Annotated in this window: 15 protein-coding genes; 5 read left to right on the plus strand and 10 right to left on the minus strand. The window is 65.6% G+C overall.

Annotation, left to right across the window (positions count from 1 at the left end; genetic code table 11):
- Positions 1–87 precede the first annotated feature (87 nt).
- The 3 genes from JQ617_RS16805 to JQ617_RS16815 form a co-directional block, all read right to left on the minus strand.
- Positions 88–813 (minus strand): hypothetical protein, encoded by a 726-nt coding sequence (locus JQ617_RS16805; RefSeq protein WP_212027253.1) that lies wholly within the window; start codon positions 811–813, stop codon positions 88–90.
- 131 nt (positions 814–944) lie between these two features.
- Positions 945–1,193 carry a hypothetical protein gene (locus JQ617_RS16810; protein WP_063693639.1) on the minus strand — a complete coding sequence of 83 codons (249 nt, stop codon included), beginning with the start codon at positions 1,191–1,193 and terminating at the stop codon, positions 945–947.
- Positions 1,194–1,362: 169 nt separating this feature from the next.
- Positions 1,363–2,328 (minus strand): NAD(P)H-dependent flavin oxidoreductase, encoded by a 966-nt coding sequence (locus tag JQ617_RS16815; RefSeq protein ID WP_212027254.1) that lies wholly within the window; start codon positions 2,326–2,328, stop codon positions 1,363–1,365.
- 106 nt (positions 2,329–2,434) lie between these two features.
- On the opposite strand from JQ617_RS16815, the gene JQ617_RS16820 reads away from it, so the two are divergent.
- Complete coding sequence (locus JQ617_RS16820; protein WP_212027255.1) at positions 2,435–3,997, plus strand: AMP-binding protein; 1,563 nt, start codon at positions 2,435–2,437, stop codon at positions 3,995–3,997.
- Positions 3,998–4,530: 533 nt separating this feature from the next.
- Here JQ617_RS16820 and JQ617_RS16825 read toward each other — a convergent pair.
- The 7 genes from JQ617_RS16825 to JQ617_RS16855 form a co-directional block, all read right to left on the minus strand.
- Complete coding sequence (locus tag JQ617_RS16825; RefSeq protein WP_212027256.1) at positions 4,531–5,304, minus strand: thioesterase family protein; 774 nt, start codon at positions 5,302–5,304, stop codon at positions 4,531–4,533.
- A 145-nt stretch (positions 5,305–5,449) separates the two neighbouring features.
- Positions 5,450–6,418 (minus strand): NAD(P)H-dependent flavin oxidoreductase, encoded by a 969-nt coding sequence (locus JQ617_RS16830; RefSeq protein WP_212027257.1) that lies wholly within the window; start codon positions 6,416–6,418, stop codon positions 5,450–5,452.
- 264 nt (positions 6,419–6,682) lie between these two features.
- Entirely contained in the window at positions 6,683–8,083 is a 1,401-nt protein-coding gene (locus tag JQ617_RS16835) for an aspartate ammonia-lyase (protein ID WP_063693627.1), read from the minus strand.
- 36 nt (positions 8,084–8,119) lie between these two features.
- Positions 8,120–8,659, minus strand: coding sequence for a hypothetical protein (locus JQ617_RS16840; protein WP_212027258.1), 540 nt, complete (start codon positions 8,657–8,659; stop codon positions 8,120–8,122).
- 46 nt (positions 8,660–8,705) lie between these two features.
- Positions 8,706–9,308, minus strand: a complete 603-nt coding sequence (locus JQ617_RS16845) for a YqaA family protein (RefSeq protein WP_212027259.1) — start codon at positions 9,306–9,308, stop codon at positions 8,706–8,708.
- 36 nt (positions 9,309–9,344) lie between these two features.
- Entirely contained in the window at positions 9,345–9,749 is a 405-nt protein-coding gene (gene hisE / locus JQ617_RS16850) for a phosphoribosyl-ATP diphosphatase (protein WP_212027260.1), read from the minus strand.
- Between the two features lie 131 nt (positions 9,750–9,880).
- Positions 9,881–10,249 carry a hypothetical protein gene (locus JQ617_RS16855; protein WP_212027261.1) on the minus strand — a complete coding sequence of 123 codons (369 nt, stop codon included), beginning with the start codon at positions 10,247–10,249 and terminating at the stop codon, positions 9,881–9,883.
- A gap of 228 nt (positions 10,250–10,477) precedes the next feature.
- Between JQ617_RS16855 and JQ617_RS16860 the strand changes: the two genes are divergently transcribed.
- From JQ617_RS16860 to JQ617_RS16875, 4 genes are all read left to right on the plus strand, one after another.
- Positions 10,478–11,527: an ABC transporter substrate-binding protein gene (locus JQ617_RS16860; protein ID WP_212027262.1), complete on the plus strand. Its 1,050-nt coding sequence runs from the start codon at positions 10,478–10,480 to the stop codon at positions 11,525–11,527.
- Positions 11,528–11,611: 84 nt separating this feature from the next.
- Entirely contained in the window at positions 11,612–13,408 is a 1,797-nt protein-coding gene (locus tag JQ617_RS16865; RefSeq protein ID WP_212027263.1) for a glucan ABC transporter ATP-binding protein/ permease, read from the plus strand.
- A 188-nt stretch (positions 13,409–13,596) separates the two neighbouring features.
- On the plus strand, positions 13,597–15,048 hold the full coding sequence (locus JQ617_RS16870; protein ID WP_212027264.1) for a D-alanyl-D-alanine carboxypeptidase family protein: 1,452 nt from the start codon (positions 13,597–13,599) through the stop codon (positions 15,046–15,048).
- A gap of 193 nt (positions 15,049–15,241) precedes the next feature.
- The gene (locus JQ617_RS16875) at positions 15,242–16,927 is read left to right on the plus strand and encodes a long-chain fatty acid--CoA ligase (RefSeq protein WP_212027265.1); all 1,686 of its coding nucleotides are present in this window, start codon (positions 15,242–15,244) and stop codon (positions 16,925–16,927) included.
- Positions 16,928–16,938 lie beyond the last annotated feature (11 nt).

Raw genomic sequence — 16,938 nt, forward strand, 5'->3', positions numbered from 1 at the left:
ATAGCTTGGGGTTCCACGAGCGCGATGCGACCCATCGCGCTTCGGCTCATGCCTTGAGCATCGATCCGTTCAGGAAACCGGCCCGTGTCAGATCTGCTGCGCGACCTTCTCGAGCCCGATGAGGCGGGCGAGCTTGCGCACTTCTTCCTTCTGATCGTCACGCAGCTGGAACAGCAGCGGCATCGCGGCCGACTTCAACTGCTGCACCTCGTCGCAATTCGGGTCGATCTGCGCGCTGGGCGGCGCGTTCGGATTCGACAACTTGTTCGCCTGCATCCTGCGCGCGACGTTGCGCAGCGCGGTCTCGACCGAAGGCCAGTAATATTCCTGCGACGACGACAGCTTCAGGCGATCCTTGATGCCCGAGATCTGGACGTCGGAGAGCAGCGAATAGGATTTCTGCGGCTGCGGCTTGGCGGCGACCTTCGGCTTGGCCGGGACCTCGACGGCGGGAACTTCGGCCGCGGCGGGAGCCTCGTTGACGCCGGCCGACGAACCCTTCTTCGGCAGCGGGAAATCGGACGGCGTTGCGGCGGCAAAGGCCTGGCGCAGCGGCTCGGTCAAGACCGGCGCCTGGGCAAGCCTGTCCGCGGGCACCTGGACCGGCTCGATCGCGGCCGAGGCCAAAGCCAGCGTCGGAACCAGACGATCGGCCTTGGCGGCACGGTTGGTGGCAAGCGGCTTGGCCGGCGGGGCTTCGGTGATCATCTCGGCGCTGACGCTGGGGACGCTGTCGCGGCCGAGAATGGCGGTGGTGGCGGCCCCAAGGACGAGGAAACAGGTCAGCACAACGATGGTGATGGCTTTGGACAAACGTCCCTCCGCGTCCGACTTCAAGTCCATGTGATCACTGCCGTAAAACTGGGCGGTAAATAAGGCTTAACCGTGCCATGGCAGCGGCAATCGCGCGGACTGCGGCGACATCGCCGAAAACTCCAATGAAATCAGGCAGCTGCCGCCAGGTCGTAGGCGTCCTGGATGTCGGCGACGATCTCGGAGGCTTCCCAGACGGCGCGCGGCTCGACCGATTGCAGCGTCACCGTCCAGTTGCCGCCGCGGCGGGTGCGGGGGACGCTGACGATGTCGAAGCGCACGTTGCGGCACAGTGGATGGCGGGCCAGCGCATGGGCGACGCGGACGCGGATCTCATCCAGCGATGCCGCCGTCTTGGCGTTGAGATAGTCGAAGTCCATCGCCTGTCCCTCTCGTCCTGATTGGCGGCCGTGAGGGGGATTGTTGGCTGGCCTTGGTTAATCCGCCGTTAAGTGAGCCGGGCCCGAGGCATGCGGAATTAACTGTGATCGATGCGATGGTGTCGGCCCTCCCTCCCCCCGTTGTCGCGGGGCGAGCTGCAGGAAGCACCTATCGCCCGCCCGCCTCGCGATACTCCGCGATGGTCCGCGCAACGAGATCGCCGGCCGCCGGCACGTCGGTCACGCCCGAGGTCGAGTGCCCGCCGCTCCAGATGTCGCGCCAGCGCTTTGGCCGGTTCTCGCGCGCGGCGACGTCGATATCCTTGGCGATGTCGATCGCGCCGCGCGCCGGCAAGTCATCAGGGTCGAGGCCCGCAGCGACGATCGACGGCCTCAGCATGCTGGTCCGAAGGCCCGTGAAGGCGGTGGTCAGCAGGATGTCGTCCGCGCTGCTCTCGACCAGCATCCGCTTGTGACGGTCGTCGGCCATGCTCTCGCGCGTCGCGATGAACTTGGTGCCCATGTAGCCGAGATCGCAGCCGAGCACCTCGGCGGCACGCAAGCTGCGGCCGTCGCTGATGCCGCCCGCGAGCACGATGATGCCGTCGTAGAATGCGCGCACCGCGCGGACGAAGGCGAACGGGTTGAGCCAGCCGGTCTGCCCGCCCGCGCCTGCGGTGAGCAGCACGAGCCCGTCGGCCCCAGCGTCCGCGGCGCGCTCGGCGTGGCGGATCGTGGCGACGTCCGCCAGCACCAGCGCACCGGCATCATGCAGCGGCTTCAAGACCGGCCCCGGCGAGCCGACCGAGGTGATGACGATCTCCGGCTTGTGCCGCAGCAGCGCGGCGAGATCCTGCTCGAGCCGCACATTGGAGCGGTGCACGATCAGGTTCGGGCAGAGCGGCGCCGCCCTGCGGCCGGCCTGTTGTTCGTGCTGCAGCAGCCGCGCTTCGATCTCACCGAGCCACGCATCGAGCTGTTCCGTGCTGCGGCAATTCGCGGTGGGGAAGCTGCCGATCACGCCGCTCCCGCAGGCCGCGACCATGAGCTCGACGCCCGATACGAGAAACATCGGCGCTGCGATCAGCGGCAGGGCGAGACGATCGCCGAAAATTTGCAGTCGGTCTGATGTCACGCATGCCTCCCTCGCGCGGGCTGTCGTTTCCTCCCGCATTCCCTGTGCTAGCGTTGCGACAAACATTGGCACGTCAGAAGCCGATGACAAAGCAACGAGGAAACATATGGCCGATCCGCTCCATGCATCGTCCCCGACTTGCGCGCAGACGCTACGCGCGCTGTCGCGCTATCCCGGCCGCACCGCTTTCGCCTGGCCCGGGGGATCGCTGAGCTATCAGGGCACGATCGACCTGATCGGGCGGATCCAGGGCGTGTTCATGCGGCTCGGCTTGCAGCCCGGCGCGCGCGTCGCCTTCCTCACCGCAAACCGCGCCGACACCTGGTGCGCCGGCGTCGCCGCGCAATTGTCGCGCCTCTGCATCACCTGGCTGCATCCGCTGGGATCGCAGAGCGACCAGCTGTTCCAGCTCGAGGATTCCGAAGCCGAGATGCTGGTGGTCGATGCCGCCGCTTTCCGCGATCGCGGCGGCGAGCTCGCTGCCAAAGCGAGCATGCTCAAGGCGGTCTTCACCATGGGCCCCGCCGATTACGGCGTCGATCTCTTGCAGGCCATCGAGATCGAAGGCCACGCCAGCCCGCTCTGCCTCGCCGGGCCCGACGATCTCTCCACGCTCAATTACACCGGCGGCACGACCGGCAAATCCAAGGGCGCGCTGCGCTATCACCGCGAAAACAGCGGGGCTGCCGGCGCGATCCTCGCAGACTTCGAAATCCCTGAAGGTGCGCGCTATCTCACCGTCGCCCCGATCAGCCATGTCGCCGGCACGAAAGTGCTGCCGACCCTGATGCGCGGCGGCACCGTGCACATGCTGAAAGGCTTCGATCCCGAAGCCGTGCTGGCCACGATCGCGCGCGAGCGCATCAACTTCACGCTGTTCGTGCCGACCATGATCTACGTGCTGCTCGATCACCCCGCGCTGGGCAGGACCGACCTGTCCTCGCTCGAGCTCGTGCTCTATGGCGCGTCCGCGATGTCGCCGAGCCGGCTGGTCGAAGGCATCGAACGCATCGGCCCGGTGTTCTCGCAGCTCTACGGCCAGACCGAATGCTATCCGATCTCCGTGCTGCGCAAGAGGGATCACGATCCCAAGACGCCGGAGCTGTTCCTGTCCTGCGGCTTCCCGATCGCGGCCTGCGAAGTCAAGCTGCTCGACGAGGACGACCAGGAGGTGAAGACGGGCGAGGCCGGCGAGATCTGCGTACGCGCGCCGCATGCGATGGCGGAATACTGGAAGCGGCCCGACATCACCGCCGAGACGCTGAAGAACGGCTGGGTCCACACCGGCGACATCGCGCGCAAGGACGAGCGCGGCTACATGTTCATCCTCGACCGCAAGAAGGACATGATCGTCTCAGGCGGCTTCAACATCTTTCCGCGCGAGGTCGAGGACGTGCTGTCGCAACACGCCGACGTCGCGATGGTCGCAGTGGTCGGCATTCCCGACGAGAAATGGGGCGAGGCCGTTACCGCCGTCGTCGTCCCGCGCGAGGGCGCCACGCCCGATGCCGATGAGCTGATCAATCTCGTCAGGTCACGCAAGGGCTCGGCCCATGCGCCCAAGCAGATCCAGTTCGTCAGGCAGCTGCCGATGACCGGCGTCGGCAAGGTGGACAAGAAGGTACTCCGTGCGGGCTTCTGGAGCGGACGGGACCGGATGGTGGGTTAAATACCCCGGGATTTCACGGGCGCGTTGTGGCCCCGGCACCACAGCGCGCCACGGAGTGCACGCCGGCGCTGCCCGCCCGATTGCCCGCGAATCAGGGAATCAACTAGACCCGCTGACGGGGCTGGGAAGCGGAGTAAGGCATGAGAGTCGCTTCCCTGGAAAGTGCAGTCGCCGCGGTTACGTTGATCACGGCTATCATCGTGGTGCTGTGGGAGATCAAGATCTTCTACGGTTTGTGAACTGGCAGGATGCAGCGTCGCACACGGCCAAGCATCCCTTCCGCGGCGGCGGAAGCCTGCCGTTCAATTGGAAGGAGCCATTACGGGCTCCACCGTCACGCTCAAGACTTCTCGATCACCAGACCCGACGACACAACAGGTGTCATCGCCCGGCTTGACCCGGCGGTCCAGTACTCCGAGACGGCTGTGATTGAGCGATAGGCCGCGGCGTACTGGATGCTCCGCCTTCGCGAGGCATGACAGAGAGAACGAGGCGGGGACGTCGCGCTCCTCTTCGCCCGGCGCGCTATTGCCCTACCGCTTCTCGATCACCAGGCTCTGCACCGCGCGGCCGAAATAGCCCTGTCGGTCGGCAAGCCGCGACATCGCAAGGCCCGCGCCATCGGGGCCGATCCAGGAATCGCCGTCGAGCAGGATCCACTCGCCGACCGGCTGGCGCGCAAAGCTCACGGTGAGATCGGCGTTGATGTAGGTCCAGGCGCGGAAGTCGAGCGTCGAGGCGGTGCCGTTGGAGAAGTCGGCCGCGACCACGGCGCGCATCGCCTGCGAGATGGCTTCGCCTTCGATCAGCGGATGATCGACGCGAAACCAGATCGCGCCGGCGCCGGCCTGGCCGAAGCGGCCGCGCGCGGCGCGCATCGAGACCGACCGCACGAACGGACTGGTGGCGGCGTGACCGTCCTCGACCAGCGAGTCCTCCGGCGCGGGCAGCGTGACGGGCAGTTCCTTGACGTCATCCGGCAACGCCTGCGCCTGAGCCTTGATCTTGAGCACGGTGGCGCCGACGACCTGCACGCCGTCGGCGAGCAGCTTGATTCCGCAGAGCTGGATCTTGCGGCCCTCGCGCAGCACTTCGGTGGCGATCGTGAGCGGCGCCACCGGCACCGGACGCATCAGGTCGATGGTCACGCGCGCGATGTTCATCGGCACTTGTGTCGGAACGCGCTCGGCCGCCCATGTCACCAGCGACGCCGGCGCCGACCCGTGCTGCATGCGTCGGTCCCAGGGACCTGCGGCATCCGGGCTGGTGACGACGTTGTTGCCGTCGACGCGGTAGATGGGGGGCATGTTTGTTCGCTATCTCGGCTGGCGTTCCCCGGACGCAGCGCAGCGCCAAAGCGGTGCGCTGCTGGGCCGGGGTCCATCGTTGCAATGGGTCCCGGCTCTGCGCAGCAGCGTTACACGCTGCAGCGCGTCCGGGACACGAGAGCGATCACAACGGCGGATCGATCGCTTCGTCGTATTCCTTCTTGAAGCGCGCGATCATCTCGGCGGCACCGACGATGCCCTCGACGCTGCCGATGCCCTGGCCGGAGCCCCAGATCTCCTTCCAGGCCTTCGGCTTGGCGCGCTCGCCGGAGGCGTCGGTGCCGAAATTCATCTTGGAGGGATCGGAGGTCGGCAGGTTTTCCGGATCCATGCCGGCGGCGAGGATCGAGGGCTTCAGATAGTTGCCGTGCACGCCGGTGAAGAGGTTGGAATAGACGATGTCGTCGGCCGTCGAGCCCGCGATCATCTCCTTGTACTTCTCGACCGCGTTGGCCTCCTTGGTCGCGATGAAGGCCGAACCGATATAGGCGAAGTCGGCGCCGAGGATGCGCGCGGCGCGGATCGCCTTGCCGTTGCCGATGGCGCCCGACAGTGCGATCGGACCGTCGAACCATCTGCGCGTTTCGGCGACGAAGGCCAGCGGCGAGATGGTGCCGGCATGGCCGCCGGCGCCGGCCGCGACCAGGATCAGGCCGTCGGCGCCCTTCTCGATCGCCTTGTGTGCAAACTTCTGGTTGATCACGTCGTGGAAGACGATGCCGCCCCAGTCGTGCACGGCCTGGTTCAGCTCCTCGCGCGCGCCGAGCGAGGAGATGACCATCGGCACCTTGTACTTGGCGCAAAGCTGCATGTCGTGATCGAGCCGGTTGTTCGACTTGTGCACGATCTGGTTGACTGCGAACGGGGCCGAGGGCCGTTCCGGATGCGCGCGGTCATGGGCCGCGAGTTCTTCGGTGATCCGCGCCAGCCATTCGTCGAGCAGTTCGGGCGGCCGCGCGTTCAGCGCCGGAAACGAGCCGACCACACCCGCCTTGCACTGCGCGATCACCAGATCGGGCACCGAGATGATGAAGAGCGGCGAGCCGATCACGGGGATCGACAGGCGCCCCTTGAACAAGGCGGGCATGGACATTGCGGAACGATCCTCTTCTGGCGGTCAAATCGACGTCGGGAGCCATACCAACAAGGCAATCTTTCCACTGTCAAGTATTGCGTTTTGGCGCCGCAGCGGAAGCCGTTACCGCAATTCCAAGCAGCGGAATTCCGGTAGCTATGGCCTCTCCGTCATTGCGAGCGAAGCGAAGCAATCCAGTCTCTTTTCCGTGGAGACGGTCTGGATTGCTTCGTCGCAAGGGCTCCTCGCAATGACGAGGCGAGAGTTGCGGATCACCACGACCTACCCGATCAAATCCGGATTGATGAGCCGCTCGAACGAGAACATCTCGTCCCATTTCTCCTGCGTCAGCAGCTTGCGCTCGACCACGACGATCTGGTGCAGCGACTTGCCGCTCTTGTAGCCCTCGCGCGCGATCTCGGCGCATTGCTTGTAGCCGAGCAGCGGCTTCAGCACCGTGACGATGCCGAGCGAGTTGAGCACCATGTTGCGGGTATGCTCCTCGTTGGCGGTGATGCCGACGACGCAATTCTCGCGCAGGCTGTTGACCGCGCGCTCCATGGTGCGGATCGAGAAGAACAGCGCGAATGAAATCACCGGCTCCATCACGTTGAGCTGGAGCTGGCCGGCGCTTGCGGCGAGCGTCACCGTGGTGTCGAGGCCGATGACGAGGAAGCTGGTCTGGTTGACGACTTCAGGGATGACCGGATTGACCTTGCCCGGCATGATCGAGGAGCCCGGCTGCAACTGCGGCAGGTTGATCTCGTTGAAGCCGGCGCGCGGGCCCGACGCCAGCAGACGGATGTCGTTGCAGATCTTCGTCAGCTTGCTCGCGGTGCGCTTCAACACGCCAGAGAGCTGCACATAGGCGCCGGTGTCCGAGGTTGCCTCGACGAGGTCGCCGGCCAGGATGAAATCGACGCCGGTGAGCGCGCTCAGATGCCGGACCGCGAGTTTTGGATAGCCGACCGCTGCGGTGACGGAGGTGCCGATCGCGGTGGCGCCGAGATTGATCTCGCGCAGCAGCGCCCGCGCCTCGGAGATGCGATCGACCTCCTCGCCGATCGTCGTGCCCCAGCCGCGGAATTCGGCGCCGAGCGACATCGGCACGGCGTCCTGCAGATGCGTGCGGCCCATCTTGAGCACGCGGTCGAACTCACGCCCCTTGGCAAAGAACGCCTCCTGCAGCTGGCGCAGCGCGGTCATGTAGCTCTCGAGCCGCAGGATCAGCGCGAGGCGGAAGGCCGTCGGATAGGTGTCGTTGGTGGACTGGCCGTAATTGACGTGGTCGTTGGGGCTGACGTGCTGATAGTCGCCCTTCTTGAAGCCGAGCGATTCCAGCGCGAGGTTGGCGATCACCTCGTTGGCGTTCATGTTGGTCGAGGTGCCGGCGCCGCCCTGGATGAAGTCGGTGACGAACTGATCCATCATGTCGCCGGCGATGACGCGGTCGCAGCCGAGGATGATCGCGTCGGCCACCTTGGCGTCGACCGCCCCGAGGTCGCGGTTGGCCATCGCGGCGGCCTTCTTCACGTAACCGAGCGCCTTCACGAAGTAAGGCTCCTGGTTCATGGGAATGCCGGTGATGTGGAAGTTCTCCTTCCCCCGGATGGTCTGGACGCCGTAGTAGATGTCGTCGGCGATCTCACGCTGTCCGAGGAAGTCCTGCTCCGTACGGCTCATGGGCACTCCTTGTTGCATGCGCGCGACGTCGTCACGTCAGTTCTGGCACAGCGCGCTGGTCACGAAAGTGTCGGTGCGGCAATCGTCCGGTTTGCGTTGCCTGCCCGGGATGAGAACCTTGGCCGAGCATTTCTCGGCGGAGTCGGCGTTGACGCCCTTGCCTTCCTTGTAGCCCTTGCTCTGGCAGAGCTGGTCGGCGGCCTGCTTGCAGTCGGGCGCACCGTTCGACGAGGCCGGGCAGGCTACGCGCCCCGACACCATGGTCGAGGGTTTGGCCAGTCGCGACAGGTCATTCATGGTCTCGCCGGGGCTTTTGATCGGCGGCAGGATCGAGGGCAGCTTGTCGAACAGCTTGCCCATTTCGTTGATCAGCCCGGGATTTTCCTCGCGCTCCGGCTGCGCCGATGAAGCCGGCGTCGACGGCGGAGGCGCGGCCTGCTGCCCCTGCTCCCGCAGACCGAGCGACGGCGGCGACGATTGCGGCCATCCCGCCCCGCCGGCACCGAGCAGGATCAGCGCCGCGACTGACATCAGCGTCCCGAGCCGCACGGCCGGATTGCCGGATCGAACCATCATGATGGCAACCGTAGCCGAAGCCGGCGCGGCGGCAAAGCGCAGACGTTTAGATCAGCTTGACCGCCACCACGAAGCCGAGCACCAGCACGACGGCGCCGAGCGTGACCCACAGCCCCAGATGCTCCTCGAGCTTGTGCCGGATCCAGTCGCCGTAGCGGTTGAGCAGGATCGCCACGATGAAGAAGCGTCCACCGCGCGCGACGATCGAGCACAGAATGAAGAGAATGAGATTGTAGCCGGCAAAGCCCGAGGTGATGGTGACGAGCTTGTAGGGGATCGGCGTCAGGCCCTTGAGCAGGATGATCACCGCGCCCCACTCCGCATAGGAGGCGCGGAAGGCATCGACCTTGTCGCCGAGGCCGTAGACCTGGATCAGCCAGTGACCGACCGAGTCGAACAGCAGCGCGCCGATGGCGTAGCCGAGCAGGCCGCCGAGCACCGATGTGACCGTGCAGACCGCGGCATAGACCCAGGCGCGCTGCGGGCGCGCCAGTGACATCGGGATCAGCATCACATCCGGCGGGACCGGAAAGAAGGAGCTTTCTGCGAAAGCCACGGCTCCCATGATCCAGAGCGCGTAGGGCTTGTGGGCGGCGTCGATGCACCAGTTGTAGATACGTTTCAGCATGGCGCCGCGATGAAGCACCATAGGACGGATTTGTCCATCGCGAGTTTTGTGAAGCTTTTAATGGCGCTTTCGGGCCGTGCGGCTCTCGAGCGCGACAATTGGCCGCCTGGCCGCGACGCGCGGTGACGCAACTTTGGGCAGCTTCATCTGTGATTTCGGCAGCTTCTCGGCAATGCCGAGCATGTCTTCCCGCCGTGTCATCTCGCGCCAGACGTCCTCGGGACGCACGCCGGCCGAAGCCCACAGCACGGTGAGATTATAGAGCAGGTCCGCGCTTTCCCGGATCACGGCCTCACTGTCGCCGTTGACCGCATCGATCACGACTTCGATGGCCTCTTCGGCCAGTTTCTTCGCCATTTTGGAGGGTCCGCGCTGAAACAGGCGCGCGGTGCGCGATGTTGCCGGATCAAGATCCCTGGCCGCGAGCACAGCCAGATATAGCCGCTCAAGCGAATCACTCATGGTACTAAAAACTACTCTAAACCAATGGCGAGCGCGTTAACGCCCGGCAATAAAGGCGAAAACAGGCCGGTGCGGCAAGCGCGACGGCCTGTTTTGGTCAACCTTTGGTAGCCAGGGGCTGCTAGCCAAGCCTAGTAGCAGTTCTGGTAGTAGCCCTGGCCGCAGAGCTCGGACGGGGCGGTGCCGCCATAGCGCTGATACTGGTAGTTCGGGCCCGGGCCGTAATAGGGGCCGTAGGCAGGGGCACTGTAATAGGCGGGACCGCCGTAATAGCCGTAGCCCGGACCGTAGTCATAGGCATAGGAGTCGCGGGTCGCAGCGATGGCGAGACCGGTGCCGATGGCTGCGAAAGCGGCTGCGGCCGCGGCACCGCCACCACCGCCATGCCAGTGGCGGCCACCTGCGTAAGAGGCCGTCGGAGCAGCCGCGGTCAGCGCCAGCACCGCAGCCGTCGCGAAGATGGCCTTACGGCCGGTAAGGCTCGAAAATCTGTCAAACATGTCCTGGACCCTCCTTGGGACCTCGAATGGTGCCTTTGAGACAGGCTCATGTCTCTCAAACACCTGTCACCTAAGTTAGGTTCCCCAACCCCAACGCAAGCTGAACGAGGTTGCGTAACGATGCCGCAACCGCTGCTCATCCGCCGTTCATGTTGACGCGCGCACGGTCCAAGCCGGCCGGCGCTGCGAGCGTCACGAACCACAACAATGCGGGACCGGCGCAAATCGATGTCACGATTCAGGACGATCATTCTTCGCAGCCTGCTGGCCCTTGCGATCCCGCTCGCCGCGCTGGCTGCACGCGATGCTACAGCGGCCGAGAGCGCCGCGCCTTCCACGGCGATCCACTTCACCTTCGACCGTCCCATCGATTCGAGCATGGCGCCGTTCTTCCTGGCCGCGAAGGACGGCAAGTTCGGCGCCGAGCGTCTCAACGTGTCCTTCAACATCGCGCCCGGATCGCCGGAGGCGCTTGCGCGTGTAGCCAAGGGCGACAGTGAGCTCGCACTGGTCGACATCAACGAGCTGATCCGCTTCCGCGACAAGGAGGATGCCGCACCGATCAAGGCGGTGTTCGTGCTGTTCAACCGCGCGCCCTACGCCATCGTGGCGCGCAGGAGCCGCGGCATCAACCTGCTGCCCGACCTCGACGGCAAGACCGTCGGCGTCGCCGACGGTGATCTGACGATGCGGCTATGGCCGGCGATCACGCAGCAGAACAACATCAACACCTCGCGGGTGAAATTCCACAAGATCAGCGCCGCGGTGCGCGAGCCGATCCTGTCCGCGGGGCAGGTCGATGCGGTCGCCGGCTTCAGCTATCTTTCGGCGGTGAACCTGCGCGACCGCGGCGTGCCCGGCGGTGATCTCGTCGTGCTGCGCTTCGCCGATTACGGCTGCGAGGCCTATGGCTTCGCGGTGGTGGCCAACCCCGCCTTCGCCGCGGCGAAGCCGGATGCGGTGAAGGGATTCGTCCGCGCCTTGATCGCAGGCATCAACGCGACGGCCAAGGAGCCGGCGCGCGCGGCGGAAGAGGCCGCAAGCCGCATCGACGATGGCGACCGCGATCTCGAGCTGGAGCGCCTGCGCATCGTGCTCACCGACAACATCCTGACCGACGAGGTCAGGCGCAACGGCCTCGGCGGCATCGACCCGGCGCGCCTGGAGCGTTCGTTCGACCAGATCGCCAAGGACTTCAAATTCCGCAAGCGGCCGTCAGCCGGCGATATCTTCGACGACCAGTTCCTGCCGCCGGTGGAGAGCCGGCTCGTCAATTGAGCAAAACCGGAAGCTTCCGCTGTATCTCGCAGGCGATCCCGGCTTAGAATACGAGCCCCATCAGCTGCCCGAGTTGCCGTCCGCATGTCCATCCTCCGTCTCTACACCCGCGTTCTCGAACTGCTCGGCAAGGAGGCGCGCCTGGGCTGGCTGCTCGCGATCGCCAATCTCTTGCTGGCGGCCTCGCAATTCGCAGAGCCCGTGCTGTTCGGCCGGATCGTCGACGTGCTCTCCGGCAAGTCGGTGGCGGGTTCCAGCTCGGCCTGGCCGTTCCTGGCCGCCTGGGTGGCGTTCGGCCTGTTCACGATCGCTTGCAGCGCGCTGGTCGCGCTGCAAGCCGACCGGCTCTCGCACCGCCAGCGCCAGGCGGTGCTGACCGACTATTTCGAGCACATCCTGCAGCTGCCGCTAACCTTCCACTCCGGCACCCATTCGGGCCGGCTGATGAAGGTGATGCTCAACGGCACCGACGCGCTGTGGCGGCTCTGGCTCGGCTTTTTCCGCGAGCACTTCGCCGCGATCCTCTCGGTCGTGGTGCTGCTGCCGCTGTCGCTGTATCTGAACTGGCGGCTCGCGATCCTGCTGTTCGTGCTCTGCATCGTCTTCACGGCGCTGACGACCTTCGTGGTGCGCAAGACCTTCGGCATGCAGATGGAGGTGGAGGAGCACTATAGCGAGCTCTCCGCCCGCGCCTCCGACGCGCTCGGCAATGTCGCGCTGGTGCAGAGCTTCGTGCGCGTCGAGTCCGAGGTGAAGGGACTGCGCTCGGTCGCCGACGATCTGCTCGCCGCGCAGATGCCGGTGCTGTCCTGGTGGGCGCTGGTCACCGTGATCACGCGCGCCTCGACCACCATCACGGTGCTGGCGATCTTCACGCTCGGCATCGCCCTGCACGACCAGGGGCTGACCTCGGTCGGCGAGATCGTGATGTTCGTGAGCTTCGCGACCATGCTGATCCAGAAGCTCGAGCAGGTCGTGAGCTTCATCAACAACGTGTTCATGGAGGCCCCGCGCCTACGCGAGTTCTTCAACGTGCTCGATGCCGTGCCGGCGGTGCACGACCGTCCCGACGCGATCGATGCGGGGCGCCTGTCCGGTCTCGTCGAGTTCAACGACGTCACCTTCTCCTACGACGGCAAGCGCCCGGCGATCGAGGACCTCACCTTCACCGCCCTGCCCGGCCAGACCATCGCGCTGGTCGGCCCGACCGGCGCCGGCAAGTCCACCGCGATCGCGCTGCTGCATCGCGCCTTCGATCCGCAATCCGGGATCATCAGGATCGACGGCATGGACGTGCGCGGCGTGACGCTGACCTCGCTGCGGCGGAACATCGGCGTCGTGTTCCAGGAAGCGCTGCTGTTCAACCGCTCGATCGAGGAGAATCTGCGCGTCGGCAAGCCGGACGCGACCGAGGCCGAGATGCGGAAAGCGGCCGAGCGCGCGCAGGCGCTCGACTTCATCGAGCGCAGCGGCGGCTTCAACACCAATGCCGGCGAGCGCGGCCGCATGCTCTCCGGCGGCGAGCGGCAGCGCCTGTCGATCGCCCGCGCGCTTCTGAAGGACCCGCCGATCCTGATCCTGGACGAAGCCACCAGCGCGCTCGACGCCGTCACCGAGGCCAAGGTGAATGCCGCTCTCGACGAAGTGATGAAGGGCCGCACCACCTTCGTGATCGCCCACCGCCTCTCCACCATCCGCAACGCCACGCGGATCCTGGTGTTCGAGAATGGGCGGGTGATCGAAAGCGGAACTTTCGATGAACTCGTGGCCAAAGGCGGCCATTTTGCCGAGCTGGCCAGGGCCCAGTTCATGGTTCAGGAGACCGCACGGGCCAGCGTGACGGCGGCCGAGGCTGCCGCGACAGCAGCCAAATCCCCCTAGCAAGTCCCGGGAGGACCGTCGAAATTCGGCCTATTTCATTGCGGAATACCGCACCGGTCCCCCTATTCTCGACGCATCAGCCGGTATAGGTTTGCGACGCCGCAAGCGGCGGCGCCGGATTTCAAACCCGAACTCAGATCACGAGAACCGTCCGTATCAGGCGGCTCTCCAAGGACCGGAATCGGATAGTGCACGCCCTTCGCCCGCTGCTTCGCAAATCCCTGTTCAACCTGTTCGCTGCCTCCCTCGCATGCGCCGCATTGCTTGCGCCGCGCGTCGCGAATGCCGAAGCGCTGCTGCTGATCGAAGCCGAGAGCGGCAAGGTGCTGCAGGCGGAGAACGCGACGATCCCGTGGTATCCCGCCTCCGTCACCAAGATCATGACCGCCTATGTGACGCTGAAGGCGGTGAAGGACGGCAGGCTCACGCTCGACACGCTGCTCACGGTGTCGCCGACGGCCGCCTCGCAGTCGCCGTCGAAGATGGGGTTCCGGCCGGGAACACAGCTCACCGTCGACAACGCGCTGAAGATGATGATGGTCAAATCGGCCAACGACATGGCCGTGGTGCTCGCCGAAGGCGTCGGCGGCTCGATCGACGGCTTCTCGGCGATGATGAACGACACCGCGCAGAAGCTCGGCATGACGCAGACGAGCTACGTCAATCCGAACGGCCTGCCCGCCGACGGCCAGATCACCTCCGCCCGCGACCTCGGCATTCTCGCCCGCTCGTTCCTGCGCGACCTGCCGGAATACGAATATTTCGTGCACATCCCGGCGATCCGCTTCGGCAAGCGCGTCACCGGCAATTTCAACAAGCTGATCGGCCGCTATCCCGGCGCCGACGGTTTCAAGACCGGCTTCATCTGCGCCTCCGGTTATAATCTCGTGGCCTCCGCCACGCGCAACGGCCGCCGGCTGATCGCCGTCGTGCTCGGCGCCAATTCCGGCACGGCCCGCGCGGTGAAGGCGGCGCAGCTGCTCGAGCGCGGCTTTGCCCAGGACAATCTCACCTGGCTCCGTCCCTCGCTCGGTACCGTCGACAAGCTGGTGCCGGTCGACGCCTCGCCGCCGAACCTGCGCGAGGACATGTGCGGCGGCCATCGCAAGCGGCCGGCCAGCGACGACGACGATGCCCTGATCGCCACCAATGGCGGCACCAGCGGATCGGCCTCGGCCACCGGCGGCGAAGCGCAGGTGACGTTCTTCACGGCCGGCCTGCAGCCGCCTTTGATGAAGGCTTCCGAGCTGATGGCCACCGCGGCGGCGCCGGCTGAACCGGTGCTGGTCTATACCGGCCCGACCCGCACCGGCACCGCCCTGATCGCGGCGGTCGCAGCCGACGCCGACCAGCAGACCGCCTCCAAGCCGCGTGGCAAGAAGTCGCGCGTTGCCAAGAAGCCTGACGCGGCCGACAAGCCCGCGGACAAGAAGGACGCCAAGACGGCGACAGCCAAACCGGCCGACGCCAAGAGCGACGCCAAGACCGCGGCCAAGCCGGCCGGCACCAAGCATGCCGCCGCCAAGCACGATGCGGCGGCGAAACCCGCCGAGAAGCCGGCGAGCGGTGATCCGGCGGCCAAGCCCAAGCCCAAGGCCGCGACCAAGCCGGCCGCCGCCAAGCCTGCCAACAACAGTTAACGCGCCTCGGAAATCAAACCGCACCCCGCGCTTCGCACCTGCGGCAACGCGGTTTGCGACGATTCCAGTAGCCTCCCCCCGGCCTTTGCCCTAAGCCTCGACGACTTGCCACCCGTTCCGGCAGGCTCGATACTGGCGGCAATGAGGCAAGCCCGAGACACAACGGGCTCTGGTAAATTGAGGGGAGTTTTCCATGGAGCGCATCTGGCTCAAGCAATATCCGCCCGGCGTGCCTGCTGATATCGAGCCGACGCAGTACGCATCGCTGGTCGACCTGCTGGAGGAGAGTTTCAGCAAGTTCGCCGATCGCAAGGCGTTCATCTGCATGGACAAGTCGATCAGCTATCGCGACCTCGACCAGATGTCGCTGGCGCTCGCCGCTTATCTGCAGGGCCGCGGCCTCCAGCGCGGCGCGCGCGTCGCGATCATGATGCCGAACGTGCTGCAATATCCGGTTGCAACCGCGGCGGTGCTGCGCGCCGGCTTTGCCGTCGTCAACGTCAACCCGCTCTACACCCCACGCGAGCTCGAGCATCAACTCAAGGATTCCGGCGCCGAAGCCATCATCGTGCTGGAGAACTTTGCGCACACCGTCGAGCAGGTGATCGCCAAGACGGGCGTGAAGCACGTCATCGTCGGCAGCATGGGCGACCTGCTCGGCTTCAAGGGCGTGATCGTCAATCTCGTCGTCCGCCGCGTCAAGAAGATGGTGCCGGCCTGGTCGCTGCCGGGCGCGGTGTCGTTCAACGACGCGATCTCGGCCGGCCGCGGGCAGACCTTCAACAAGCCAAAACTGTCGCCGGGCGACGTCGCCTTCCTGCAATACACCGGCGGCACCACCGGCGTCTCCAAGGGCGCGACCCTGCTCCACCGCAACATCGTCGCCAACGTCCTGCAGAACGACGCCTGGCTGCAGCCGGCGCTGGCGCAGCCGCCGCATGTCGAGCAGCTGATGATCGTCTGCGCGCTGCCGCTCTATCACATCTTCGCGCTGACGGCCTGCTACCTGCTCGCGGTGCGCGCCGGCGGCTGCAATCTGCTGATCCCGAACCCGCGCGACATCGCGGGCTTCGTCAAGGAGCTGGCGAAATACCAGGTCAACAGCTTCCCGGCCGTCAACACGCTCTACAACGGCCTGATGCATCATCCTGATTTCAAGAAGCTCGACTTCTCCAAGCTGAAGATCTCCAACGGCGGCGGCATGGCGGTGCAGCGCCCGGTGGCCGAGCAGTGGAAGGCGGTGACCGGCTGCTTCATCGCCGAAGGCTACGGCCTGTCCGAGACCTCGCCGACGCTGACCTGCAATCCCGCGACCACGAACGAGTTCTCGGGATCGATCGGCATCCCCGTGCCCTCGACCTGGATCTCGATCCGCGACGACGACGGCAACGAAGTCCCGCTCGGCCAGCCCGGCGAGATCTGCGCCAAGGGCCCGCAGGTGATGTCGGGCTATTGGAACAGGCCGGAAGAGACCGCCAAGGTGATGACGCCGGACGGCTATTTCCGCACCGGCGACATCGGCGTGATGGACGAGAAGGGCTACACCAAGATCGTCGACCGCAAGAAGGACATGATCCTGGTCTCCGGCTTCAACGTCTATCCGAACGAGATCGAGGAAGTGATCGCGAGCCATCCGGGCGTGCTCGAATGCGCCGTGATCGGCATCCCCGACTCCAAGTCGGGCGAGGCGGTGAAGGCCTTCGTGGTGAAGAAGGATCCGAACCTCACCGCGGAAGCCGTGATCAAGTTCTGCCAGGAGCAGCTCACCGGCTACAAGGTGCCCAAGCACATCGAATTCCGCAGCGACCTGCCGAAGACCAATGTCGGCAAGATCCTGCGCCGGCAGCTGCGCGACGAGAAGAAGGCGGAGGCGGCCTGAGGCTGCCTTTG

Origin of the sequence: Bradyrhizobium sp. KB893862 SZCCT0404 (assembly GCF_018130885.1) — a bacterium.
Lineage (GTDB): Bacteria > Pseudomonadota > Alphaproteobacteria > Rhizobiales > Xanthobacteraceae > Bradyrhizobium > Bradyrhizobium stylosanthis.

What these genes read in the sequence shown, in the direction of transcription:
- JQ617_RS16865 (WP_212027263.1), top strand. Translation starts at nt 11,612, where the DNA reads ATGTCCATCCTCCGTCTCTACACCCGCGTTCTCGAACTGCTCGGCAAG.
- JQ617_RS16835 (WP_063693627.1), bottom strand. Translation starts at nt 8,083, where the DNA reads ATGAGCCGTACGGAGCAGGACTTCCTCGGACAGCGTGAGATCGCCGAC.
- JQ617_RS16860 (WP_212027262.1), top strand. Translation starts at nt 10,478, where the DNA reads ATGTCACGATTCAGGACGATCATTCTTCGCAGCCTGCTGGCCCTTGCG.
- JQ617_RS16825 (WP_212027256.1), bottom strand. Translation starts at nt 5,304, where the DNA reads ATGCCCCCCATCTACCGCGTCGACGGCAACAACGTCGTCACCAGCCCG.
- JQ617_RS16855 (WP_212027261.1), bottom strand. Translation starts at nt 10,249, where the DNA reads ATGTTTGACAGATTTTCGAGCCTTACCGGCCGTAAGGCCATCTTCGCG.
- hisE (WP_212027260.1), bottom strand. Translation starts at nt 9,749, where the DNA reads ATGAGTGATTCGCTTGAGCGGCTATATCTGGCTGTGCTCGCGGCCAGG.
- JQ617_RS16830 (WP_212027257.1), bottom strand. Translation starts at nt 6,418, where the DNA reads ATGTCCATGCCCGCCTTGTTCAAGGGGCGCCTGTCGATCCCCGTGATC.
- JQ617_RS16840 (WP_212027258.1), bottom strand. Translation starts at nt 8,659, where the DNA reads ATGATGGTTCGATCCGGCAATCCGGCCGTGCGGCTCGGGACGCTGATG.
- JQ617_RS16875 (WP_212027265.1), top strand. Translation starts at nt 15,242, where the DNA reads ATGGAGCGCATCTGGCTCAAGCAATATCCGCCCGGCGTGCCTGCTGAT.
- JQ617_RS16820 (WP_212027255.1), top strand. Translation starts at nt 2,435, where the DNA reads ATGGCCGATCCGCTCCATGCATCGTCCCCGACTTGCGCGCAGACGCTA.
- JQ617_RS16845 (WP_212027259.1), bottom strand. Translation starts at nt 9,308, where the DNA reads ATGGTGCTTCATCGCGGCGCCATGCTGAAACGTATCTACAACTGGTGC.
- JQ617_RS16810 (WP_063693639.1), bottom strand. Translation starts at nt 1,193, where the DNA reads ATGGACTTCGACTATCTCAACGCCAAGACGGCGGCATCGCTGGATGAG.